General features: G+C 72.2%; 20 protein-coding genes and 2 pseudogenes. 5 read left to right on the top strand and 17 right to left on the bottom strand.

The window, feature by feature from the left end; translation table 11 throughout:
• Window positions 1–51: 51 nt before the first annotated feature.
• Window positions 52–255 (top strand): PspC domain-containing protein, encoded by a 204-nt coding sequence (locus tag IG88_RS0104320; protein ID WP_030400387.1) that lies wholly within the window; start codon window positions 52–54, stop codon window positions 253–255.
• 82 nt (window positions 256–337) lie between these two features.
• Here IG88_RS0104320 and IG88_RS0104315 read toward each other — a convergent pair whose 3' ends face one another.
• Window positions 338–706 carry a hypothetical protein gene (locus tag IG88_RS0104315; RefSeq protein ID WP_031035112.1) on the bottom strand — a complete coding sequence of 123 codons (369 nt, stop codon included), beginning with the start codon at window positions 704–706 and terminating at the stop codon, window positions 338–340.
• 141 nt (window positions 707–847) lie between these two features.
• Window positions 848–2,017 (bottom strand): adenosine deaminase, encoded by a 1,170-nt coding sequence (locus IG88_RS0104310; protein ID WP_031035110.1) that lies wholly within the window; start codon window positions 2,015–2,017, stop codon window positions 848–850.
• A 146-nt stretch (window positions 2,018–2,163) separates the two neighbouring features.
• Here IG88_RS0104310 and IG88_RS0104305 point away from each other — a divergent pair, with 146 nt between their 5' ends.
• Window positions 2,164–2,925, top strand: coding sequence for an alpha/beta hydrolase (locus IG88_RS0104305; RefSeq protein WP_031035108.1), 762 nt, complete (start codon window positions 2,164–2,166; stop codon window positions 2,923–2,925).
• A 24-nt stretch (window positions 2,926–2,949) separates the two neighbouring features.
• On the opposite strand, the gene IG88_RS0104300 is transcribed toward IG88_RS0104305, so the two are convergent.
• Window positions 2,950–3,903, bottom strand: coding sequence for a LysR family transcriptional regulator (locus IG88_RS0104300; RefSeq protein ID WP_031035106.1), 954 nt, complete (start codon window positions 3,901–3,903; stop codon window positions 2,950–2,952).
• 63 nt (window positions 3,904–3,966) lie between these two features.
• On the opposite strand from IG88_RS0104300, the gene IG88_RS0104295 reads away from it, so the two are divergent.
• Entirely contained in the window at window positions 3,967–5,274 is a 1,308-nt protein-coding gene (locus IG88_RS0104295; protein WP_031035104.1) for an MFS transporter, read from the top strand.
• Window positions 5,275–5,401: 127 nt separating this feature from the next.
• Window positions 5,402–6,406, top strand: a complete 1,005-nt coding sequence (locus tag IG88_RS0104290; RefSeq protein ID WP_031035102.1) for a sigma-70 family RNA polymerase sigma factor — start codon at window positions 5,402–5,404, stop codon at window positions 6,404–6,406.
• On the opposite strand, the gene IG88_RS0104285 is transcribed toward IG88_RS0104290, so the two are convergent.
• Window positions 6,299–6,685, bottom strand: a complete 387-nt coding sequence (locus IG88_RS0104285; protein WP_078861393.1) for an STAS domain-containing protein — start codon at window positions 6,683–6,685, stop codon at window positions 6,299–6,301. The two genes, IG88_RS0104290 and IG88_RS0104285, sit on opposite strands and share 108 nt — an antisense overlap.
• A gap of 134 nt (window positions 6,686–6,819) precedes the next feature.
• On the opposite strand from IG88_RS0104285, the gene IG88_RS0104280 reads away from it, so the two are divergent.
• Window positions 6,820–7,740, top strand: a complete 921-nt coding sequence (locus tag IG88_RS0104280) for an AEC family transporter (protein ID WP_031035098.1) — start codon at window positions 6,820–6,822, stop codon at window positions 7,738–7,740.
• A gap of 1 nt (window position 7,741) precedes the next feature.
• On the opposite strand, the gene IG88_RS0104275 is transcribed toward IG88_RS0104280, so the two are convergent.
• The 13 genes and pseudogenes from IG88_RS0104275 to IG88_RS0104215 all read right to left on the bottom strand — a co-directional run bounded on the left by IG88_RS0104275 (window position 7,742) and on the right by IG88_RS0104215 (window position 22,633).
• Window positions 7,742–8,326, bottom strand: coding sequence for a Uma2 family endonuclease (locus tag IG88_RS0104275; RefSeq protein ID WP_031035095.1), 585 nt, complete (start codon window positions 8,324–8,326; stop codon window positions 7,742–7,744).
• A 97-nt stretch (window positions 8,327–8,423) separates the two neighbouring features.
• Window positions 8,424–9,707 carry a thymidine phosphorylase gene (locus IG88_RS0104270; RefSeq protein WP_031035093.1) on the bottom strand — a complete coding sequence of 428 codons (1,284 nt, stop codon included), beginning with the start codon at window positions 9,705–9,707 and terminating at the stop codon, window positions 8,424–8,426.
• A gap of 24 nt (window positions 9,708–9,731) precedes the next feature.
• Complete coding sequence (locus tag IG88_RS0104265; protein ID WP_031035091.1) at window positions 9,732–10,124, bottom strand: cytidine deaminase; 393 nt, start codon at window positions 10,122–10,124, stop codon at window positions 9,732–9,734.
• Window positions 10,121–11,395, bottom strand: a complete 1,275-nt coding sequence (locus IG88_RS0104260) for an ABC transporter permease (protein ID WP_031035088.1) — start codon at window positions 11,393–11,395, stop codon at window positions 10,121–10,123. Before IG88_RS0104260 ends, IG88_RS0104265 begins: the two co-directional genes overlap by 4 nt.
• The gene (locus IG88_RS0104255) at window positions 11,392–12,516 is read right to left on the bottom strand and encodes an ABC transporter permease (protein ID WP_031035086.1); all 1,125 of its coding nucleotides are present in this window, start codon (window positions 12,514–12,516) and stop codon (window positions 11,392–11,394) included. The genes IG88_RS0104260 and IG88_RS0104255 overlap by 4 nt, the downstream gene beginning before the upstream one ends.
• Entirely contained in the window at window positions 12,516–14,129 is a 1,614-nt protein-coding gene (locus tag IG88_RS0104250; RefSeq protein ID WP_031035083.1) for an ABC transporter ATP-binding protein, read from the bottom strand. Before IG88_RS0104250 ends, IG88_RS0104255 begins: the two co-directional genes overlap by 1 nt.
• A 228-nt stretch (window positions 14,130–14,357) precedes the next feature.
• A pseudogene (locus tag IG88_RS38320) lies at window positions 14,358–15,160 on the bottom strand (BMP family lipoprotein).
• A 307-nt stretch (window positions 15,161–15,467) separates the two neighbouring features.
• Window positions 15,468–16,240, bottom strand: a pseudogene (locus IG88_RS38315) (BMP family lipoprotein).
• 195 nt (window positions 16,241–16,435) lie between these two features.
• Complete coding sequence (locus tag IG88_RS0104235) at window positions 16,436–17,668, bottom strand: M20 family metallopeptidase (RefSeq protein WP_031035081.1); 1,233 nt, start codon at window positions 17,666–17,668, stop codon at window positions 16,436–16,438.
• Between the two features lie 287 nt (window positions 17,669–17,955).
• Complete coding sequence (locus IG88_RS0104230; protein ID WP_031035079.1) at window positions 17,956–19,023, bottom strand: hypothetical protein; 1,068 nt, start codon at window positions 19,021–19,023, stop codon at window positions 17,956–17,958.
• 43 nt (window positions 19,024–19,066) lie between these two features.
• Window positions 19,067–20,005: an N-acetylneuraminate synthase family protein gene (locus IG88_RS0104225; protein WP_031035076.1), complete on the bottom strand. Its 939-nt coding sequence runs from the start codon at window positions 20,003–20,005 to the stop codon at window positions 19,067–19,069.
• A 13-nt stretch (window positions 20,006–20,018) separates the two neighbouring features.
• Window positions 20,019–21,275, bottom strand: a complete 1,257-nt coding sequence (locus tag IG88_RS0104220; RefSeq protein ID WP_031035074.1) for an N-acylneuraminate cytidylyltransferase — start codon at window positions 21,273–21,275, stop codon at window positions 20,019–20,021.
• Window positions 21,276–21,307: 32 nt separating this feature from the next.
• Window positions 21,308–22,633: a DUF6716 putative glycosyltransferase gene (locus tag IG88_RS0104215; RefSeq protein WP_031035071.1), complete on the bottom strand. Its 1,326-nt coding sequence runs from the start codon at window positions 22,631–22,633 to the stop codon at window positions 21,308–21,310.
• Window positions 22,634–22,699: the final 66 nt, after the last annotated feature.

The raw sequence follows: 22,699 nt of genomic DNA, 5'->3' as shown, positions 1-22,699 counted from the left end.
GAAGGGGAAGCCGGAGGGCAGCCCCGCCCACTCGCTCACGAAGGAGCCGCGATGTCCAGCCTCGCCCGCCCCACCCACGGCCGCATGATCGGCGGAGTGTGCGCCGCGCTGGCCCGGCGCTTCGGCACCTCCAACGGCACGATGCGGGTGATCTTCCTGGTCTCCTGCCTGCTGCCCGGTCCCCAGTTCCTGCTCTACCTGGCCCTGTGGATCCTGCTCCCGTCCGAGGAGAAGGCCGCCCGCACGGCCTGGTGAGGACGTACCTCCCCTCTGGTACGCCGACGGGGCGCACCCGGTGTCCGGGTGCGCCCCGTCGGGGCGTGCGGGGGGGGGCGGGTCAGCCGCCGATCGGCAGGCCGTTGACCGGCAGGCCCTGGGTGGGCAGGCCCTTCAGCGGCACTCCGCCGAGCAGCTTGGCGACCGGCTTGGTCGGGCCCTCGGCGACCTGCTCGGCGACGAGCTGCTCGGCGACCGGCTGCGCGACGGTCAGACCGGTGTGGGAGACCTTGCGGCCCTGCTCCAGCACGTTGCCCGCGCCGGGCGCGACCTGGGAGACGGTCTCCGCGGGGAGGGTGCGGGCGACGGAGTCCACCGTCTGCGCGGCGTCCGGGAGCTCGGGGGCCGCGGTGGCCGCGCCGGCACCGGCGGCGGCGAAGGCGGCACCGAGGGCGGCGACACCGAGGGTCTTGGCAGCAGACTGCTTCATGGAAATGCGTCCTCGTAATGGGGTGACGGGGATGTGAGCGGTGGCCCGACGTTAAACATGCCCCACCCCCGGCGGCAAACATCGAAATGCGTACGGATTGTGAAAACCCGGCCGCGCTTCTGTATTACCGTCCCCGCCCGGTCAGCCCTCGCCCGCCGCATCGCCGCTGGTGGAGGCGGTTTGCTGGAACAGCCATTCGGACTTCAGCTCGGCATATCCGGGCTTGATGACGTCATTGATCATGGCCAGTCGTTCATCGAAAGGAATGAACGCTGATTTCATCGCATTGACGGAGAACCACTGCATGTCGTCGAGCGTGTAACCGAACGCCTCGACAAGGTGCTCGAATTCGCGGCTCATGCTGGTGTGGGACATCAGCCGGTTGTCCGTGTTGACGGTGACCCGGAAGTGGAGCCGGCGCAGCAGCCCGATGGGGTGCTCGGCGTAGGAGTCGGCGGCGCCGGTCTGGAGGTTGGAACTGGGGCACAGCTCCAGCGGGATCCGCTTGTCCCGGACGTAGGAGGCGAGGCGGCCGAGCTCGACCGAGCCGTCCTCGTGGACCTGGATGTCGTCGATGATGCGCACCCCGTGCCCGAGCCGGTCGGCGCCGCACCACTGGAGTGCCTGCCAGATGGACGGCAGCCCGAAGGCCTCGCCGGCGTGGATGGTGAAGTGGTTGTTCTCCCGCTTCAGGTACTCGAAGGCGTCCAGGTGCCGGGTGGGCGGGTAGCCGGCCTCGGCGCCCGCGATGTCGAAGCCGACGACGCCGAGGTCGCGGTAGCGGTTGGCGAGTTCCGCGATCTCCAGCGAGCGGGCGGCGTGCCGCATCGCGGTGAGCAGGGCGCCGACCCGGATGCGGTGGCCGTTCTCCCGCGCGCGCCGCTCCCCTTCCCGGAAGCCCTCGTTGACGGCCTCGACGACCTCCTCCAGGGTCAGCCCCCGTTCCAGGTGCTGCTCGGGGGCGTAGCGCACCTCGGCGTAGACCACGCCGTCCTCGGCGAGGTCCTCGGCGCACTCGGCGGCGACCCGGACCAGGGCGTCGCGGGTCTGCATGACGCCGACGGTGTGGGAGAAGGTCTCCAGGTACCGCTCCAGGGACCCGGAGTCGGCGGCCTGCCGGAACCAGGTGCCGAGCCGGCCGGCGTCGCTCTCCGGGAGGTCCGGGTAGCCGGTCTCGCGGGCGAGTTCGACGACGGTGCCGGGACGCAGCCCGCCGTCGAGGTGGTCGTGCAGCAGAACCTTCGGCGCGCGGCGGACGTGGTCCGGCGTCGGCGTCCTCGCACTGGTCTTCGCGGTGCTCTGGCTCGTCATTTCCGCACTCTAACTCCTACGCGCGTAGAGCACCGGGCGAACGGCCGGACGCGTGGAGCGGACGCCGGGCCTCACGGACCGGCCGATATGTAACGGTGATGGCCTGGACGGGTTCCGTACACCCGGTCTTCTGAGAATGTTCTGTCATGGCACAGCAAGCGACGCCGGTCCGTCGGGCCCGGCTGGGACGGGCACCCGGTCCGGTGGGGACGGGGGTGAGCGGTGCGGTGCTGCTGCTCCCCGGCGGCGAGGAGGTCTCCGACCGCAGGCCCTCCGCGCTGCTCGCGGCCGCGTCCGTACGGGCGTTGGGACGCAGACTGGCGCGCGCGGGGCGGGAGGAGGGACTGGCCACCCATGCCGTGCACTACCGCTACCGCGGCTGGAACGGCGCCGCGGCGCATCTCGCCCGGGACGCCGAATGGGCCGCGGACGAAGCGGTACGGCGCTACGGCGACGTGCCGCTGTGCCTGCTCGGCATCGGCATGGGCGGCCGGGCGGCACTGCGGGCGGCCGGGCACGAGGCCGTCAACTCGGTGCTGGCGATCGCCCCTTGGCTGCCGGAGGACGACATGGCCGCGCCACCCGAACCGGTGAAGCAGCTCGCCGGGCGGCAGGTGCTGATCGTGCACGGCACGAACGACGGGCACAGCGACCCGGAGTTGTCGTTCCGGCTCGCCTCCCGGGCGAAGAAGGCGAACCGTTCCGTGTGCCGGTTCGAGGTGCACTCCGACGGGCACGGACTGCGCCAGTACCGGGACGAAGTGGCCTCGCTGGCCGAGGACTTCGTGATGGGCGCGCTGTTCGGGCAGTCCTTCTCCCGTCCGGTGGAGGACGCCCTGGCCGCTCCCCCGCCGCTGGGGCTGCGGATGCCGCTCGCGGCGGGGTTCGGGAAGTCGCTGCGGCGGTAGCCCCGTGCCCGGTGGCCGGGGGGATCAGGACGGGAGCAGGTTCCCCCGCCGCGACAGCAGGAACCTCTTGAACGCCGCGACGGGTGGCGTGTCCGTGCGTCCCGCCAGCCAGGCCACGCCGATCTCGCGGGCGGCGCGCGGGGCCGTGACCGTCAGTTCGGCCACGCCGGGGCGGGGCACGGCGGGCGGCGGCAGCAGGGCGACGCCGAGCCCGGCGGCGACCAGGCCGCGCAGCGTCTCCGCCTCCTCCCCCTCGAAGGCCACCCTGGGCCGGAACCCGGCCTCCTTGCACAGGGCGTCGGTGATGCGGCGCAGGCCGTACCCGGGCTCCAGGGTCACGAAGGTCTCGTCGGCCGCCTCGGCGAGGCGGATGCGCCTGCGCCCGGCCAGCGCGTGGTCGGCCGGCACGACCAGGCGCAGCTTCTGCTCGTCGAGGCGGCGGGCGACCAGGTCGGGGGCGTCGGGGACCGGGGAGGTCAGGCACAGGTCCAGTTCCCCCGCGCGCAGCCGCTCCAGCATGGCCTCGCCGTAGTTCTGCACGAGGCTGAAGCGGACGCGGGGATGGTCGGCGCGGAAGGCGTGCAGCAGGCCGGGGACGGTCTCGGCGCCCATGGTGTGCAGGAAGCCGAAGGCGACCTTGCCGGTGGCCGGGTCGGCGTCGGCGCGCACCTCGTCGGCGGCGCGCTCGACCTCGGCGAGGGCGCGTTCGACGGAGCCGAGGAAGGTGCGCCCGGCGACGGTCAGCGCGAGGGTGCGGCCGCGGCGCACGAACAGGTCGACGCCGAGGTCCTCTTCGAGGCGCACCAGGGCGCGCGAGAGGGTCGACTGCGGGACGTTCATCTCCTGGGCGGCGCGGGTGACGTGCTCGGTGCGGGCCACGCCGGCGAAGTGCGCGAGGCGGGGCGCGAGCAGCGCGACGATGTCTTCCGTGTCACCGGACGGTGACAGGCGGGACCGTGAGCTTTGCTGATGCACCATGGGAACGATTATGCCCATTCCATGCATTGGACGGATGAGTAAGGGGCTTCGTACCTTCGGGGCATGACTCCCGCCGATACCGGGGCGTCCACCAGCGTGGACGCCGCGCCCGCAGTCACCGCCCCCGACGACCCCGCCCCCTCCGACACGCGCATGGCGCCGGGCGGCCCCGGCTACCGCCGGATGAGCCTCGCGCTGTTCCTCGCCGGTGTCGCGACCTTCGCGCTCCTCTACTCCACCCAGGCCCTGCTGCCCCTGATCTCGGGCGACCTGGGCGTCACGGCGAGCGACGCGAGCTGGACGGTGGCCGCCGCGACCGGGGGCCTCGCGGTGTTCGTGCTGCCGATGAGCGCGCTGTCGGAGCGGTTCGGACGGCGTACGGTCATGACGGCCTCGCTGGCCCTCGCGGTGACCGTCGGGCTGCTGGTGCCCTTCGCGCCCTCGCTGCCGGCGCTGGTCGCGCTGCGGGCGGTGCAGGGCGCGGCGCTCGCCGGGCTGCCGGCCTCGGCGACGGCGTACCTCGCCGAGGAGGTGCGGCCGCGGGCGCTGGTCACCGCGATCGGCCTGTTCGTGGCGGGCAACAGCGTGGGCGGGATGAGCGGCCGGGTCATCACCGGCTGGGTCGCCCAGGAGTGGGGCTGGCGGGTCGCGGTCGGGGTGATCGGCCTCGTCGCGGTGGCGTGCGCGGTGGCCTTCCGGCTGCTGCTCCCGGCGCCGAAGCACTTCACGCCGGGCTCGCTGCGCCCGCGGGTCCTGGTCCGCACCGTCCGCGACCACCTCGCCGACCCGCTGCTGCGCCGGCTGTACGCGATCGGCGCGCTGTTCATGACGGTGTTCGGCGGCGTCTACACGGTGATCGGCTACCGCCTGACCGAGGCGCCCTTCTCCCTCCCGCAGGGACTCATCGGCTCGATCTTCCTGGTCTACCTGGTCGGCACGGTCTCGGCGTCGACGGCGGGCCGCCTGGTGGGCCGCCTCGGCCGCCGCGGGGCGCTGTACCTGGGCGCGGGCACGACGGCGGCGGGCCTGCTGCTGTCCCTGGCGCCCTCGCTGCCCCTGGTCCTGCTCGGCCTGGTACTGATCACGGCGGGCTTCTTCGCCGGGCACGCGGTGGCCTCCTCGGCGGTCGGCAGGACCGCCCGGCACGGGCGCGCCCAGGCCTCCGCGCTGTACCAGTCCGCCTACTACGTGGGCTCCAGCGCGGGCAGCACGGTCGGCGCGGTGGCCTTCCACTCCGCCGGCTGGGCCGGGACGGTCGCGGTGGGGGCCCTCGCCGTGCTGGGGGTCGTGGTGATCACGGTCTCCGGCTCGCTGGCCGCCCGCCGGCAGACCGGCAAGGCCCCGGTGAAGGCGCTCGGCCTCTCCCGCTGAGACTTCGCACCCCTCCCTGACCTGCGCCTTCCTTCACTGCACAGGCCAATGTCAGTCCCCTGCGGTAGCTTCCGGAGTGCGAGGCGCGAAGACGCGCACGACGGGACGCCACAGGGGTGGGTGGACGATGACCAACGGCACCGTGACCACGGAGCTGGACTCCGCGCTGGAGAAGCACCGGCCCGAGCTGACGGGGTACTGCTACCGCATGCTCGGCTCCTCCTTCGAGGCCGAGGACGCGGTGCAGGACACCCTGGTGCGCGCCTGGCGGAGCTACGACAAGTTCGAGGGCCGCTCCAGCCTGCGCTCGTGGCTGTACCGGATCGCGACCAACGTCTGCCTGGACATGCTGAGCGCGGGCAACAAGCGGGCGCGCCCGATGGACCTGACGGAGTCGACACCGCTCGCCCAGGCCGCCCTGTCCCCCCGCCCGGACCACACCTGGCTGGAGCCGATGCCGGACGCGCGCGTGCTGCCGCAGACCTCGGACCCGGCCGAGGCCGCGGTCGCCAAGGAGTCCGTGCGGCTCGCCTTCATGGCGGCCCTGCAGCAGTTGCCGCCCAAGCAGCGGGCGGTGCTGATCCTGCGCGAGGTGCTCGCGTGGCGGGCGAGCGAAGTGGCCGAGCTGCTCGGCACGTCGGTCGCCTCCGTCAACAGCGCCCTGCAGCGCGCCCGCGCCACCCTCGCCGAGCGGGCGGACCGGGGAGCCGACGCGGCGGTGTCGGACCCGCTGGACGAGGAGCAGCAGAAGCTCCTGGAGCGCTATGTCGCGGCCTTCGAGGGGTACGACATGACGGCGCTGACGGCGCTGCTGCACGAGGACGCGGTCATGACGATGCCGCCGTTCGACCTGTGGCTGGCCGGTCCGGCGGACATCACCGGCTTCATGACCACGCTCGGCGCCGCGTGCGCGGGCTCCCGCCTGGTGCGGGTGGAGGCCAACGGGCTGCCGGCCTTCGCGCACTACAAGCCCGACCCGGAGGCGGGCGGCTTCGCGCCGTGGGCGGTCCAGGTGCTGGAGATCTCAGACGGCCGCATCACCGGGTTCCACTGCTTCCTCGACACCAAGCGGTGGTTCCCGCTGTTCGGCCTGCCGCTCCGTCTCGAAGCGGAGGCCGACGAGGTCCAGTAGGGCGTGCAGGGCCGGATCGGGGTCGCGCAGCCGGATCCGGCCCCCGGCCCGCCGGGCGGTCAGCTCCAGGCGGGCCAGCAGGTCGACGACGGCGAGCCCCGGCGGTCCGAGGCCGCCGACGTCGCAGACGACCACCCCGGCCCGGGTGGTTTCCAGCAGCGCGCGCACCTCGTCGCAGAACCGGGGCGTCTCCCCTCGGGAGACGGGCCCCGGCAGCACGAGTACGGCGGGTGTCACGGCGTCCACGTGCGGTAGACCCGGCACGGGCCGGGAAGTCATCGGTGCCGAGGCCGTCGGGGATCACATTGACCTGGGCGTGCCCTGCACCAGAGGGTTCGCTGTATGCCCCACATACCCTCTCCCGTCCCCGCCGCGCCGCCCGGTACCCGCCTCGCCGTCCGCGAGGAGGTGCCGTGCAGGGGGTGCTGACCGGGTTCGCGGTCATCGCGGTGGTGATCGGGGTGGGCTATCTGCTCGGTCTGCGCGGCCACCTCGGTCCCCAGGGCCGGGAGGTGCTGACCAAGCTCGCCTTCCACGTGGCGTCACCGGCCCTGCTGTTCACGACCCTCGCGACGGCCGACCTGTCGGTGGTCTTCTCCGCCCGGCTCCTGGTGACGGCCCTGTCCACGGTGGCGGTGGCCGGTGCGTTCGTCGCGGTGGGCGTCGTACGCGGTTGGGGCGTGGGCCGTACGACGATCGGGGCGCTCTGCTCCGGCTACGTCAACTCCGGCAACCTCGGCATCCCGATCGCCGTGTACGTCCTGGGCGACGCCTCGCTGGTGGCGCCGGTGCTGCTGTTCCAACTGGTGCTGGTGACGCCGGTGGCGGTGACGATCCTGGACCTGTCGCGCGGGGGTGCGCAGGGCCCCCTGTGGCGGCGGGTGCTGACGCCGCTGCGCAATCCGATCGCGCTGGGTTCGCTCGCCGGGGTCGCGGTGGCCGCGAGCGGCTTCGAGGTTCCGGGCGCGGTCATGGACCCGATCACCCTGATCGGCAACATGTCGGTCCCGGCGGTGCTGCTGGCCTTCGGCATCGGGCTGTGCGGCTCCACGATGCCGCTGCGGGGCGAGGAACGGCGGCCGGTGCTGCTCGCGGTCGCCCTGAAGGCGGTGGGCCAGCCGGCGGTGGCCTGGGCGCTGGCGTCGGGTGTCTTCGGTCTGCGGGGCGCCCAACTCCTCGACGTGGTGGTGACGTCGGCGCTGCCGGCGGCGCAGAACCTGTACACGTACGCGTCGACCTACGGGGTCGGCGAACGCCTGGCCCGCGACGCGATCCTGGTGTCGACGGTGGTGTCCGTGCCGGTGCTGGTGGGGGTGGCGACGGTCCTCGGCTGAGTCAGGCCTCGGGGAACTCGCTGGTGTCGATGGTCAGGTCGAAGGGTGCGGGGAGGGTGAGGGGGGCGCCGAACTTCGCGGCGCCCAGCACCCGGTAGACGTCACCCTTCGGTTCGCCGTACAGCGTCGCGGTGGGGCCGCCGGGTGCCCAGCGGTCGACGAGGAGGTAGAGGGGGATCCCCGCGGTGGCGTAGGCGGCGGGCTTGCTGATGCGGTCGTGCCGGGCGTTGGACTTGGAGGTGACCTCGACGACGAGTTCCGCGAGAGCGGCGGGGATGTGGGTGTCGGACTCCGTGTGGTCCGGCAACTGCGTCACCACGAGATCCGGGATGAGCATCCCGAGGCGGGACGGCACCGAGAGCGCGAGGGTCTGGTAGATCCCCCATCGGTCAGGGATCACCGAGTACAAACGGCGCTGAATTCGACCGGTGATGCCGTTGTGAGGCAGTCCCGGAGCTGGTGACACGGTGATGATCCCCTCGATGATCTCCACCTTGCTGCCCTCGGGCCAATCCATCTCCTCCCAGAACCGGACGAGGTCGCCCCAGTTCTGGTCGGGCTCCTCGCTCACGGTGAGTGCGCTCACGGCGGGTTCTCCCATCGGTGCGTCACCGATCCCAGCATGCCGAACGGGACCGGCACTGGTCTACCGATCCCGTTCACCCGAAAGACGAAACCCCAGGTCAGGCGATACGTTCCCGCACCACCGGCGAGGCGGTGAAGTCCGTGCCGGCCGGGGCGACGTCGTACGCGCCCTCCACCGCCGCGAGCGCGTACGCGAAGCGGTCCGGGGTGTCGGTGTGGAGGGTGAGGAGGGGCTGGCCCTCGGTGACCGTGTCGCCGGGCTTGGCGTGGAGTTCGACGCCCGCGGCGGCCTGCACCGGGTCCTCCTTGCGGGCGCGGCCCGCGCCCAGGCGCCAGGCGGCGACGCCGATGTCGTAGGCGTCGAGGCGGGTCAGGACGCCGGAGGCACCGGCCTTCACCACGTGCTGTTCCTTCGAGGTGGGCAGCGGCGCGTCCGGGTCGCCGCCCTGGGCCGCGATCATGCGGCGCCAGACGTCCATCGCGGAACCGTCGGCCAGCGCCTTGGCCGGGTCGGCGTCCTCGATGCCCGCCGCGTCGAGCATCTCGCGGGCCAGGGCGAGGGTCAGCTCGACCACGTCCGCGGGGCCGCCGCCGGCCAGGACCTCGACCGACTCGCGGACCTCCAGGGCGTTGCCCGCGGTACGGCCGAGGGGGGTGGCCATGTCGGTGAGCAGCGCGACCGTCTTCACGCCGTGGTCGGTGCCGAGGCCGACCATCGTGGCGGCCAGCTCGCGGGCGTCCTCGATCGTCTTCATGAAGGCGCCGGAGCCCACCTTCACGTCCAGGACCAGCGAGCCGGTGCCCTCGGCGATCTTCTTGGACATGATGGAGGAGGCGATCAGCGGGATCGCCTCGACCGTGCCGGTGACGTCCCGCAGGGCGTAGAGCTTCTTGTCGGCGGGGGCCAGGCCGTCACCGGCCGCGCAGATCACGGCGCCCACCCCGTCCAGGACGTCCAGCATCTCCTCGTTGGAGAGCAGGGCGCGCCAGCCGGGGATCGACTCCAGCTTGTCGAGCGTGCCGCCGGTGTGGCCGAGGCCGCGGCCGGAGAGCTGCGGGACGGCCGCGCCGCACGCCGCCACCAGGGGGGCCAGCGGCAGCGTGATCTTGTCGCCGACGCCGCCCGTGGAGTGCTTGTCGGCGGTCGGGCGGGACAGGGACGAGAAGTCCATGCGCTCGCCCGAGGCGATCATCGCGGCCGTCCAGCGGGCGATCTCGCCGCGGTTCATGCCGTTGAGCAGGATCGCCATCGCGAGCGAGGACATCTGCTCGTCGGCCACCTCGCCGCGGGTGTACGCGTCGATGACCCAGTCGATCTGCTCCCCGCTGAGTTCGCCGCGGTCCCGCTTGGTGCGGATGACGGAGATGACGTCCATGGCCATGTCTGGCTGTCCTAACGAGAGTTGCTACTTGGTGAGGTGGTCGGGGCCGAATGCCTGCGGGAGCATCCGGGACAGGGGCAGGACCCCCTCCGGGGTCTCCAGCAGCATCTCGGGGCCGCCGAACTCGAACAGGAGCTGCCGGCAGCGGCCGCACGGGACGAGTACCTCGCCCCCGCCGTCCACGCAGACGAAGTGCGTCAGCCGGCCCCCGCCGGTCAGCCGCAGTTGGGAGACCAGCCCGCACTCGGCGCACAGGCCGATGCCGTAGCTGGCGTTCTCCACGTTGCAGCCGGTGACGGTGCGGCCGTCGTCGACCAGGGCCGCGGCGCCCACGGCGTACCCGGAGTAAGGGGCGTAGGCCCGGGCCATCGCCTCCCGGGCCGCCGTGCGCAGCGCCCCCCAGTCGACGTCCGTCATTTGCCCTGTCCCTTCCGGTACTGCATGCCGTCCGCCTTGGGCATCCGCAGCCGTTGCGCGGACAGGGCGAGGACGACGAGCGTGACGACGTACGGCGTGGCGGAGACGACCTGGTTGGGGACCTCGTTGGTGCCGGCGTACCAGGCGAAGACGAGGGCGCCGACGACGAAGGTGATCGCGGCCTTGACGTACTTCTTGCGGACCGCCAGCCAGATGGCGCCGACGAGGAGCAGCAGCGCGCCGAGCAGCAGCAGGGCGTGCACGTTGGCCGAGCCGCCGCGCAGGTTGAGGCTGTCGGTGTAGCCGAAGAGACCGGCGCCGATGGCGAGGCCGCCCGGCATCCAGTTGCCGAAGATCATCGCGGCGAGGCCGATGTAGCCGCGGCCGCTGGTCTGGCCCTCCAGGTAGAAGGGGTTGGCCACGATGGAGAGGAAGACGCCGCCGAGGCCGGCCAGACCGCCGGAGATGATCACGGCGAGGTACTTGTACTTGTAGACGTTGACGCCGAGGGACTCGGCCGCGACCGGGTTCTCGCCGCAGGAGCGCAGCCGCAGGCCGAACGGGGTGCGCCACAGGATCCACCAGGTGGCGGGGATCAGGGCGACCGCGAGCAGGGTCAGCCAGGAGACGTTGGTGACCAGGCCGCCGAGCAGCCCGGCGATGTCCGAGACGAAGAACCAGTGCTGGTTGTTGAGGCTCTCCAGCCAGTCCGACAGCCCCGGGATCGAGAAGTGCCCGAGGGAGTCGACGGGCGGGGACTGCTTGGCCGAGCCGCCCTGGTGGCCCTCGAAGGCGAGCGGGGCGAGGTAGCGGGTGGCGCCGAGGGCGAGGATGTTGATGGCCACGCCGGAGACGATGTGGTTGACGTTGAAGGTGATCGTCACGATGGCGTGCAGCAGGCCGCCCAGGCAGCCGCCGACGATGCCGACGAGGACGCCGGTCCACGGACCCCACTGGAATCCGGCCCAGGCACCGAACCAGGTGCCGAGGATCATCATGCCCTCGAGGCCGATGTTGACGACGCCCGCGCGCTCGGCCCACAGTCCGCCCAGGCCCGCGAGGCCGATCGGCACGGCGAGCTGGAGCGCGGTGGACATCTGGCTGACGTTGGTGATGCCGTTGGCGCCGGTGATCAGGCGGACGATCGAGGTCAGCGCCAGGGCTCCGGCGATGACCAGCATCAGGACGGGCAGCGACACGCGGCGGCCGGTCGGCGCCGTGGGCTGCAGCGAGGGCTGGTTGACGTCGGTCGCTGTGGTCGGAGCGGTCATCGGCCGGCCACCTCCTTCTTCGGGTTGTCGGTGGCGCCCAGGACGTGACCGGCGGCCAGCTCCGCGCCGACCCGGCGCTGCTGGCGGCGCAGGCCCCACTCACGGACGGCCTCGTAGGAGACGACGACCGAGAGGACGATCAGGCCCTGCATGATGACCGCGATCTCCTTGTCGTAGCCGTGGAAGTCCAGCTCGGGCGAGGCCTTGTCGAGCCAGGCCCACAGCAGGGCGGCGAAGGCGATGCCGACCGGGCTGTTGCGGCCGAGCAGGGCGATGCCGATGCCGAGGAAGCCGATGCCGGTGGGGAAGTTGAGGCTGTAGGTGTGCGTGTCGCCCATCAGGATGGGCAGGCCCGCGAGGCCGGCGAGGCCGCCGGAGAGGAGCATCGCGGTGAGCACCATGCGCTTGGGGTCCACACCGCTGGCCGCGGCGGCGGACTCGGAGGCGCCGGAGGCGCGCAGGTCGAAGCCGAAGCGGGTGCGGTTGAGGACGAGCCAGTAGCCGATGCCGAGGAGGACGGCGAGGATCACCAGGCCGTAGATCTCGCCGGAGGCGCCCATGTCGATGCCGGGGATCCAGCCGGACTCGTGCATCTCGCCGGTGGTGTTGTTGTTGCCGATCTTGACGCCGAAGACGTCGGGCAGCCAGAGGTAGCCGATGACGGCGGTGGCGATGGAGTTGAGCATGATCGTCGCGACGACTTCGCTGACGCCGCGGGTGATCTTCAGGACGCCGGCGATGCCGGACCAGAACGCGCCGGTGAGGACGGCGGTCAGCAGCAGCAGCGGGACCTGGAGGGCGGCCGGCAGGTCGGCGTGGGCGCCGACGATCGCGGCCGTCATGGCGGCGAGCTGGTACTGGCCGTCGACGCCGATGTTGAACAGGTTCATCCGGAAGCCGATGGCCACCGCGAGGGCCGCGATGTAGTACATCGACGCCTGGTTGACGATCAGGACCTGGATGTCCGAGAAACCCGCCTGCTCGAACATCAGCGCGAACGGTTCGACCGGGCTCTTGCCCGAGGCGACCAGGACGATCGCGCTGAGCACGAAGGCCACGGCGAGCGCGATGACCGGTCCGGCCACCGCGAGGAGCACGCGCTCCTTGTCGAACTTCTTCATCAGCGGGCCTCGTCTTCCGGAGACTCGGGGGACGCGGAGGGCGCGGGGGGCGCCGCGGACTTCGCGGAGCCGGCCGCGTCGGCCGGGGTCTCGGGGGTCTCTTCGTCTTCCAGGTGTCCGGAGGCGGCGCCGGTCATCGCCGAGCCGAGGGCCTCGGGGGTGATGGTGGCCGGGTCGGCGTCCGCGACCAGCCGGCCGTCGTAGATCACGCGGAGGGTGTCGGACAGGCCGATCAGCTCGTCCAGGTCGGCGGAGATCAGCAGCACGGCCAGGCCCTCGCGGCGGGCCTCGCGGATGTGGTCCCAGATCGCGGCCTGCGCACCGACGTCCACACCTCGGGTGGGGTGGGCGGCGATGAGGAAGCGCGGGTCGTGGCTCATCTCGCGGCCGACGATCAGCTTCTGCTGGTTGCCGCCGGACAGGGAGGCGGCGGTGACGTCGATGCCGGGGGTGCGGACGTCGTACGTCTCGACGATGCGGCGGGTGTCCTGCTGGGCGTTCTTCAGGTCCAGCCAGACGCCCTTGCTGTTGGGCTTCTCGGTGACGTGGCCGAGGATGCGGTTCTCCCAGAGGGGGGCCTCCAGGAGCAGTCCGTGGCGGTGGCGGTCCTCGGGGATGTAGCCGACGCCCTGCTCGCGGCGCTTGCGGGTGGGCAGCGCGGTGATGTCCTGGTCGAGGAAGCGGATGGTGCCGGAGTCGGCGTGGCGCAGGCCGATGAGCGCGTCGACCAGTTCGGTCTGCCCGTTGCCCTCGACACCGGCGATGCCGAGGACTTCACCGGCGTGGATGGTGAAGGAGATGTCGTCGAGCAGGGCCTTGCCGCCCGGCGCGGCCAGCCGCAGCGACTCGACGGTGAGGACCGCGCGGTCGGTGACCGTGGACTCCGACGTCTCAGGCGTCGGCAGCTCGCTGCCCACCATCAGCTCGGCGAGCTGACGGGGCGTGGTCTCGGCGGGGACGGCGGTGCCGACGGTGGTGCCGCGGCGGATGACGGTGATGTCGTCGGCGACCGAGAGGACCTCGCCCAGCTTGTGGGAGATGAAGATGACGGAGAGGCCCTCGGCCTTCAGCTCGCGCAGGTTGTCGAAGAGGGCGTCCACCTCCTGCGGCACCAGGACGGCCGTGGGCTCGTCCAGGATCAGCGTGCGGGCGCCGCGGTAGAGGACCTTGAGGATCTCCACGCGCTGGCGGGCGGCGACGCCGAGTTCCTCGACCAGGACGTCGGGGCGCACGCCGAGGCCGTACCGCTCGGAGATCTCCTTGATCTTCCGGCGGGCCCGGGAGCCGATGCCGTGGAGCTTCTCGCTGCCGAGGACCACGTTCTCGAGGACCGTGAGGTTGTCGGCGAGCATGAAGTGCTGGTGGACCATGCCTATGCCGCGGGCGATGGCGTCGGCGGGCGAGGAGAAGGAGACCTTCTCGCCGTCGATCGCGATGGTGCCCTCGTCCGGCTTCTGCATGCCGTAGAGGATCTTCATCAGCGTCGACTTGCCGGCGCCGTTCTCGCCGACGAGGGCGTGGACGGTGCCCTTGCGGACGGTGAGGTGGATGTCGTGGTTGGCCACGACGCCGGGGAAGCGCTTGGTGATCCCGGCGAGTTCGACGGCGGTCACCGGTTCGTTGACCGCCGCTCCGGCCGGAGGGCTGCTGGACGCGTTGATGGCGCACTCTCCTGGGGACGGGGGCCGTCTACGCGCGTAGCGCCCCTACGGCATCTCAAAGCGGCGGCGGCACGTCGACACGACGGGGTACGGGGAGACACGCCCCGGAGGGCGCTCTCCCCGTACCCCGCCGAGCGGCTGGGCCGGCGCGGTTGCACGCGGTGCGAGGTGGTGCGGGTGTCAGGGGGTGTCCTTGACCTTGATCTCGCCGCTGATGATCTTCTCCTTGGCCGACTTGATGGCTGCCTGGAGCTCGGCGTCGTCCGCGAACTTCGGGTTGGAGTCCGAGAGACCGACCTCGCCGGACTTCAGGTCGCCCCGAACGATACCGGTCTCCGGCTTGCCGTCCTCGACCGACTTCGCGAGGCTGTACACGGCCTTGGCGACGTCCTTGGTGGCCGAAGTGGGTCGGTGTCCTTGACGCCCTGCTCGTAACCGGCCTGGAACTTGTGGATCAGCGGGACGTCCACACCGCCCACGAAACCGACCGTCTTGGTCTTGGTGCTCTTGGCGGCGGCGACACCGGCCAGGTAGGAGGCCTCCTGCTCGTTGAAGACCAGGTCCGCGACGTTCTTCGCCTCGATCGTGGCGTCGTCGACGATGCCGAAGGTGGTGTCCGGGTACTTCTCCGCCACCTTCTTCATGGCGGCGGCGTACGCGTAGCCGACGCCGACGACCGGGTTGTAGCCCTGCTTGGCCAGGGAGGTCAGGCGCTGCTCCTTGTCGGCGTCGGTCTCGCCGTCGGTGGGCTCGACGTCGGCCGTGTCGTAGCCGAACTCCTTCTTGGCCTGCTCCAGACCGGCGTACGCGGCGTCGTTGAAGGACTGGTCGCCCTTGCCGCCGACGTCGTACGCGATGGCGAGGCCCTTGTCACCCTTGGACTCCGAGCCGGAGTCGGTCGAGGTGCCACCGCAGGCGGCGAGGGCGAGGGCCAGGGAGGCGGTCGCTGCGCCTGCGACCGTGATCCGGGAAATCCGGCGCATGTCTGGTGCTCCTGTCGTACAAGCGCCGGGGACGGTTCGGCTGCGGCGCTGGCTTCCGCCGCAGATTAACGCGCGTAGACCTGCCTGAAAACCCCTTCTGTCCACCTTGTTATCCGCCCGTGAGCAAGGCGGGACGAACGGGGGCGCGGGGCTTGCCGGAAGCGAACGGAGGGTGGCGGAGGGTGACGCCGGGACGGGCCGGAGGCGGTGCGCGGGGACGCGGCGGGCCCCCGGGCCGCGATGTGGCGAAGCGGACGGGTGCCCGGGGGCGCCCGTCCGCTTCGCCGGTTGCGTGGCGTGGCCGCGGTTACTCGGTGGCGACCTTGATGGAGCCGTCGACGATGCCCGTCTTGGCCTTCTCCACGGCCTCCTTGGCACCCGCGATCCCGGCGAACGCCGGGTTGCTGTCGGACAGGCCCACGCCGTCGGACTTCAGGTCGAAGGTGTGGGTGCCGGTGAGCGGCTTGTCGTCCTCGACGGACTTGGCCAGCGCGAAGACCGCGCCGGGTCGGTGTCCTTGACGCCCTGCTCGTAACCGGCCTGGAACTTGTGGATCAGCGGGACGTCCACACCGCCCACGAAACCGACCGTCTTGGTCTTGGTGGCCTTGGCGGCGGCGACACCGGCCAGGTAGGAGGCCTCGTTCTCGGCGAAGACGAGGGAGGCCACGTTCTTGCCCTCGACCACGGAGTCGACGATGCCGAAGGTGGTGTCCGGGTACTTGGCGGCGACCGCCTTCATCGCCGGGCCGTAGGCGAAGCCGACGCCGATCACGGGGTTGTAGCCCTGCTTGGCCAGGGAGGTCAGGCGCTGTTCCTTGTCGGCGTCGGTCTCGCCGTCGGTGGGCTCGATGTCGGCGGTCTTGTAGCCGAACTCCTGCTTGGCCTTCTCCAGACCGGCGTACGCCGCGTCGTTGAAGGACTGGTCGCCCTTGCCGCCGACGTCGTACGCGATGGCGAGGCCCTTGTCGTCACCGCCGCCGTCGCCGCCCTCGCTGCTGGTGCCGCCGCAGGCCGTGGCGGCGAGGGCGAGCGAGGCGACCCCCACCGCGACGCGGGTGAGTCTCGATATCCGACGCATCTGAAGTTCCCCATTCTCCAAAGCCCCGCAGCGGGCGCTCGGTTCGGCGCACATTAACGCGCGTAGAAACTCCTGGGAACGGGGTTGTGCGGCGCCGTTATCCATTCGTGCCGCTGGCCGGTTACCCCCCTGTTAACGACCGGATCGAAGGGGGACTTACCCCCGCATCCGCTCCCGCGCCGCCCGCCGCGCCGCCTACTGCACGGCGTCGATGAGCGCCGCCGCGGTGAACAGTTCCACGCCGACCGTGATGGCGTGCTCGTCCACGTCGAAGTCGCCCTGGTGGAGGTCGCGGACCGTGCGTTCACCGGGCGGGCGGACGCCGAGGCGGGCCATGGCGCCGGGCACGTGCTCCAGGTACCAGGAGAAGTCCTCGCCGCCGAGGCTCTGCTCGGTGCTCTCGACGGCGTCGGTGCCGCGCCGGGCGGCCATGGCGGCCTGGAGCAGCTCGGTGCTGGTGACCTCGTTGACGACCGGGGGGACGCCGCGGACGTAGGTGATCTCGGACTTGGCCCGGTAGAGGTTGGCGATCTCGTCGATGGCGCCCATGACCAGGTCGGGCGCCTGCCGCCAGGCGTCGAGGTCGAGGCAGCGCACGGTCCCGGCGAGTTCGGCGTGCTGCGGGATGACGTTCGGCGCGTGACCGGACTCGATGCGTCCCCAGGTCAGCGCGAGCCCGCTGCGGCTGTCCACCCGCCGGGCGACGAGCGCGGGCACGTCGGTGGCGACGCGGGCGGCCGCGGTGACCAGGTCGGTGGTGAGGTGCGGGCGGGCCGTGTGACCGCCGGGGCCGTTCAGGGCGATCTCCATGCGGTCGCAGGCGGAGGTGATCGGGCCGACCCTGAGCCCGATCTTCCCGGCGTCCACGCGGGGGTCGCAGTGCACGGCGAGGATGCGCCGCACCCCCTCCAGCGCGCCGCCCTCGATGGCGTCGGCGGCGCCGCCGGGCAGCACCTCCTCGGCCGGCTGGAAGACCAGCCGCACGGGACGGGGCAGCAGGCCCTGTTCGTGCAGGGCCGCGAGGACCAGGCCGGTGCCGAGGACGACGGTGGTGTGCACGTCGTGCCCGCAGGCGTGGGCGCGGTCGGGCACCTGGGAGCGGTAGGCGCAGTCGGTCTTGCTGTCGGGGATGGGCAGGGCGTCGATGTCGGCCCGCAGGGCCAGCATGCGCGGCCCGCCGGACCACTGTCCCGAGTCGGTGCCGATGTCGCAGACGAGCCCGGTGCCGATGGGCAGCACGCGCGGTTTCAGACCGGCCCGCTCCAGCCGTTCCTTGATCGCGGCGGTGGTGCGGAACTCCTGGTTGCCCAGCTCGGGGTGCATGTGGAGGTCGCGGCGGAAGGCCACGAGCTCCGCACGCAGCGCGTCCGGAACGGTGCCGGGCAGCACGGCTTCACCGGGAGTGTCGGCCTCGGACTCTGGGGACATCAACACGTTCACCCTCTGAAGGGTAGGACGCCGCAGTAGTCAACTGCCCCTCGATCAACAAAATTTCAGCCCGTCAGGGGAAGAAAGTTGGCCGCTCGGCGCATGGCTCTCAACGGGGGTGGGTATCCTCACCCGTTTTCGGCCTCGGCACCCGGTCCCGTCCTTGCTGTGTACTTGCTCCCCTCACGCATACCACGCCACGGCTGGGCCACGCCGGAGCCGTCCGCGTGCGGGACCCGCCGCGCCCGCCCGGACCCGGCCCGGCGGGGACCCGATGGCGCTCCCGTCTACCCCGCCCCCGCCACCGCCGACAGCCGGTGCACGTCGCGTGCGGAGTGGGTGACGCCGTTCAGGAAACCGCCGGCCCTCGGTGAGGCCGATGCGGTGAGCCAGGCGGGGTCGATGTCGCAGACGGCGACGCGGACCTCGGTGCCGGCCAGGGCCAGCGGGAGGGTGTGGACCACGGTGGAGGGGAAGCTGAGGACGGTGCGGCCGATCGGGCCCCGGCGGGCGATCAGCTCCAGGGGGAGGTCGGGGCGGACGATCTGCAGGCCGGTCTCCACGGCCAGCCGGTGCAGCTTCTCGGCGCTCTCGCGGCGGTGGGCGAAGTAGCGGGCGGCCCCGTGTCCGTGCGCCAGGCCGCGTACGGCGGCCACGTAGCGGTCGGCGTCGACGACGCCGGTCTCCACCAGGGAGGTGCCGACCATGTCGGCGCCCTTGGTGATGCGGGGCGGACCGAAGCGGGCCCTGGTCCAGGTGAAGTCGTTCGCCGTGACGGTGACGCCGTCGGGGACGTCCTCGATGGGCATCGAGGAGAAGACCGAGACCTGCCGGTCCGGGGCCGGGGTGAGGCGGTGGCGGGCGGAGCGGGAGACGGGGGCGAACAGCAGGTCGCGCGGGCCGGGGCGGCTGCCCTTGCGGTGCCAGCGCACCAGGCGTTCGCCGTGGGCGAGCTGGGTGACGAACTCCATGGTGGCCGTGCCGTCGTCGACGACGACGAGGTCGTGGGCGCGGGTGATGGTGAGGAGCAGTTGCACGTAGCGGGAGAACGGGTCGCCCAGCACGATCCGCTCCGCCCGGCGCAGCAGGGCCGTCAGGCCGCCGACCGTGCGGAAGGGGGCGGTGGCACCGCCGCGTGCCTCCTCCCAGCGGATCTCGTGGCCCTCCTGGCGGGCCAGTTCCGCCATGCGGCGCAGTTGGCCGCGGGTCATCGGGTCGACGGGCGAGAGGACCACGAGGGTGAGCTCCGCGCCGGGTGCGCGGGTGTGCGCCCACTCCAGCACGTTCAGCAGTTGTACCGGGCTCTCGACGAAGGCGAGAGTGCGGGGGCCGGCGTTCCCGGCGCGGGGGCTCATCGGTGGGGGACCGTCCCGTCGTGAGTGACTCGGTGGGCGGTGGTCAGACGGAGACGGGCTCGCCCGCGGCGGCGGCGATCTCCGCCTCGGCGACGACGCCGGTGACGCGGCGCAGCTTCTTCATCGGGCCCAGCTCCGAGTCGTAGACCTTCTTGACGCCGTCGCCGAGGGAGGCCTCGATGGTGCGGATGTCGCGCACCAGACGGGTCAGGCCCTGCGGCTCGACGGAGGCGGCCTGGTCGGAGCCCCACATGGCGCGGTCGAGGGTGATGTGGCGTTCGACGAAGGTGGCGCCGAGGGCGACGGCGGCCAGCGTGGTCTGCAGGCCGGTCTCGTGGCCGGAGTAGCCGATCGGGACGTTCGGGTACTCCTGCTGGAGGGTGTTGATGACCCGCAGGTTCAGCTCCTCGGCCTGCGCCGGGTAGGTCGAGGTGGCGTGGCACATGAGGATGTTGTCGCTGCCGAGGACCTCGACCGCGTGGCGGATCTGCTTCGGGGTGGACATGCCGGTGGAGAGGATGACCGTGCGGCCGGTCGCGCGCAGTTCGCGCAGCAGCTCGTCGTCGGTCAGGGAGGCGGAGGCGACCTTGTGGGCGGGGACGTCGAACTTCTCCAGGAAGGCGACGGCCTCGGTGTCCCACGGGGAGGCGAACCAGTCGATGTTCTTGAACCTGCAGTAGTCGTCGATCTGCCGGTACTCGTCCTCGCCGAACTCCACGCGGTGGCGGTAGTCGATGTACGTCATCCGGCCCCAGGGGGTGTCCCGCTCGATGTCCCACTGGTCGCGCGGGGTGCAGATCTCCGGGGTGCGCTTCTGGAACTTGACGGCGTCGCAGCCGGCCTCGGCGGCCACGTCGATCAGCTTGAAGGCGTTCTCGAGGTCGCCGTTGTGGTTGATGCCGATCTCGCCGGTGATGTAGACGGGGCGGCCGGGTCCGGCCTCGCGGGTGCCGAAGGTGCGGATGCGGGAGTCGGTGCTCATGACTGGGGGTTCCTTACGTGGACGGGGTGGGGGTGGGGGTGGAGGCTGCGGGGACGTCGAGCGACGGGCCCAGGAGCCAGGTCGCGATCTCCCGTACGGCGCCTTCGCCGCCGGGCACGGTGGTGACCGCGCGGGCCGCGCCGCGTACGGCGTCGTGGGCGCCGGCGACCGCCACGGGCCAGCCGACGAGGGCGAAGCACGGGAGGTCGTTGACGTCGTTGCCGACGTAGAGGACGCGTTCGGGCGCGATGCCCTGTTCCTCGCACCACTGCTTGAGGGCGAGGTCCTTGCGGTCGATGCCGTGCAGCACGGGCAGCTTGAGCTTGCGCGCGCGGGCGGCGACGACCGGGTTCACCTCCGTGGACAGGATCAGCATCGCGAGGCCGCTGCGGCGCAGGGCGGCGATGCCGAGCCCGTCGCCGCGGTGCACGGAGACGAACTCCCGTCCCTCGGAGTCGATCAGCACCCGGTCGTCGGTCTGGGTGCCGTCGAAGTCGAGGACGACCGCGTCGACGTCGTCGGCGGTCGGCAGGGCGCCGGGCCGCGCCGCGTCGAGGAGCGGGGCCAGGGCGCGGGCGCGGGCCAGGTCGTGCGGGTCGTCGATCTCCAGGACGCGCGCCGGGTCGGTGCGGACCAGTTCGGTGCGGCCGAAGAAGCGGTGCCGGTGCTCGCGGAAGCCGGGCGCGGCCATGGCGTAGGCGGCGCCGGTCTCCAGCAGGTCCTGGGGGCGGTCCTGGCGCCGGGGGCGGTACGCCTTGTCGTGGTTGACGCCGTGGCCGCCGTCGGCCGGGGCGTCGCCGTCCCGCCAGACGAAGCCGTGGAAGGGGGCGACGGTGACGGCGGTGTCCGCGCCGTCCTCGGCGACCGCGCGGGCCGTCCTGTCGATGTCCTCGCGGACCAGGAAGGGGCTGGTGCACTGGACCAGCAGCACCACGTCGACGGCGGTGCCGTGCAGGGCCTCGTGGGTGTCCATGGCGTGCAGGACGGCGGCCTCGGAGGTGGCCGTGTCCCCGGCGATGGCGGCGGGCCGCAGGACGACCTCGGCGCCGGCCTCGCGGGCCGCGGCGGCGATGGCCCGGTCGTCGGTGGAGACGACGACGTCCGTCACGTGGCGGGCGGCCCGGCATTCGCGCACCGCGCGGACCACCAGGGGGACGCCGCCGACGGGGGCGAGGTTCTTCGCGGGCACTCCCTTGGAGCCGCCGCGCGCGGGGATCACGGCGAGCACGCGGCGCACGTCGGCGCTCCGGCCCGCTTCCGGTGGGGACATGGGCGGTACTCCTTGGAGACGGTTCGGGCCGGTCACAGCTCCCCCATCCGCCGGATCACCGGGGCGACCCGCTGGACGCCGTGCCGGTAGGCGCCGCGGGCCGCGCGGCGCACGATCTGCCGCACCGGGCCGGGGCCGCGGTCGGCGGCGGGCGCACCGGGCAGCGGGCTGCCGTCCGGGGCGAGGTGGTGGCGGGCGAGGATGCCGGGCAGGTAGCCGGGGGCGGTGGCCGGCGTGTAGTAGGGGGCGAGCGGGGGCAGTCCGCCGGGCCGGGCGAGGAGCGCGGCGATGCGCGTGCGGGCCGCGTCGAAGGCGGTGTCGTAGCCGCCGTCGGCCGCCACGCCCTGCCGGGCGACCCACTCCGGGTCGGGCTCCGGGCGGTGGCCCGCGTCGAGCCGGTCCCAGGAGACGAGGCAGCCGGAGCCCACGAAGTGGTGGTTGCCGAGCGCCTCGCGCACCCCGAGGTCGGTCAGGACGGCGGTGGGGATGCGGCGGTGCAGGGATTCCAGGGCCGCCGTCGAGCTGACGGTGACCAGCAGGTCGGTGCGGTCGAGAACCTCGCCCATGTGCCCGTAGACCAGGCGGAAGTTGGGCGGCGGGTCGGCCCGCTGCACCAGCTTCTGGTACGGCAGTTCCTCGATGTGCGTGGTGTGCTCGCCGGGCCTGGAGCGCAGCTTGAGCAGGACCTCCCGCCCGGGGTGGAGGCGGGCGTGCCGGATCAGCCTCTCGAGGAGGTAGGCGCGGTCCTCGCGGCGGTCCGGGACGGAGGGCTGGGCGGCGAAGACGACCGTGTACGGGTCGTGCTCACCGGTGTGGGCGGCTCCGCCGAGGAACGGCAGCGCGACCTCCGTCACCGCCGAGGCGTCGGCACCGACCCCTTCGTACACCGCGCGGAAGCGCTCCGCGTCCTGGCGGGAGTTGGCGAGGACGAGGTCGGCGCCGTGGCGCAGCAGCAGGCCGTCGGCGAGCTTCTCGTAGACGACGCCGACGTAGCCGGTGACGACCACGGGCCGCTCGGCGCGGTCGCGCCAGAGGCGGCCGAGCCCGTGCAGCATCGCCTGGACGCCCCCGCCGACCAGGGCGAGGACCAGGACGTCGTACGGCTTCCCGTCCCCGGCGCCCGCCATGGCGCGCAGGAACTCGCCGGCGGTCACCTCGCGGAGCGAGTCCGCGTCGACCCCGACCTCCCGGAGCTGGCGGGCGGTGGGGGTGGCGCGGCCGCGCAGGAGGTAGCCGTCGAGGTGGATCTCCGTGTCCCCGGGGCCGAGGCGGCTCGCGGTGAGCGCGCCCCATTTCCACCGGGTGTCGGAGTCCGCCAGAACGGCGACCCGCAGGGAATTCTTTGCACTTGCTGGCACGCCGTAGACGTTAAAAAGGCTTTTCTAGGAACCGCCCAACCGGAATCCAACAGATGGTGAACAGCA

Source organism: Streptomyces sp. NRRL F-5650, assembly GCF_000721365.1.
Lineage (GTDB): Bacteria > Actinomycetota > Actinomycetes > Streptomycetales > Streptomycetaceae > Streptomyces > Streptomyces ardesiacus.
The sequence above is the reverse complement of the archived record's forward strand: the minus strand, read 5'-3'. Positions and strand labels throughout refer to the sequence as shown.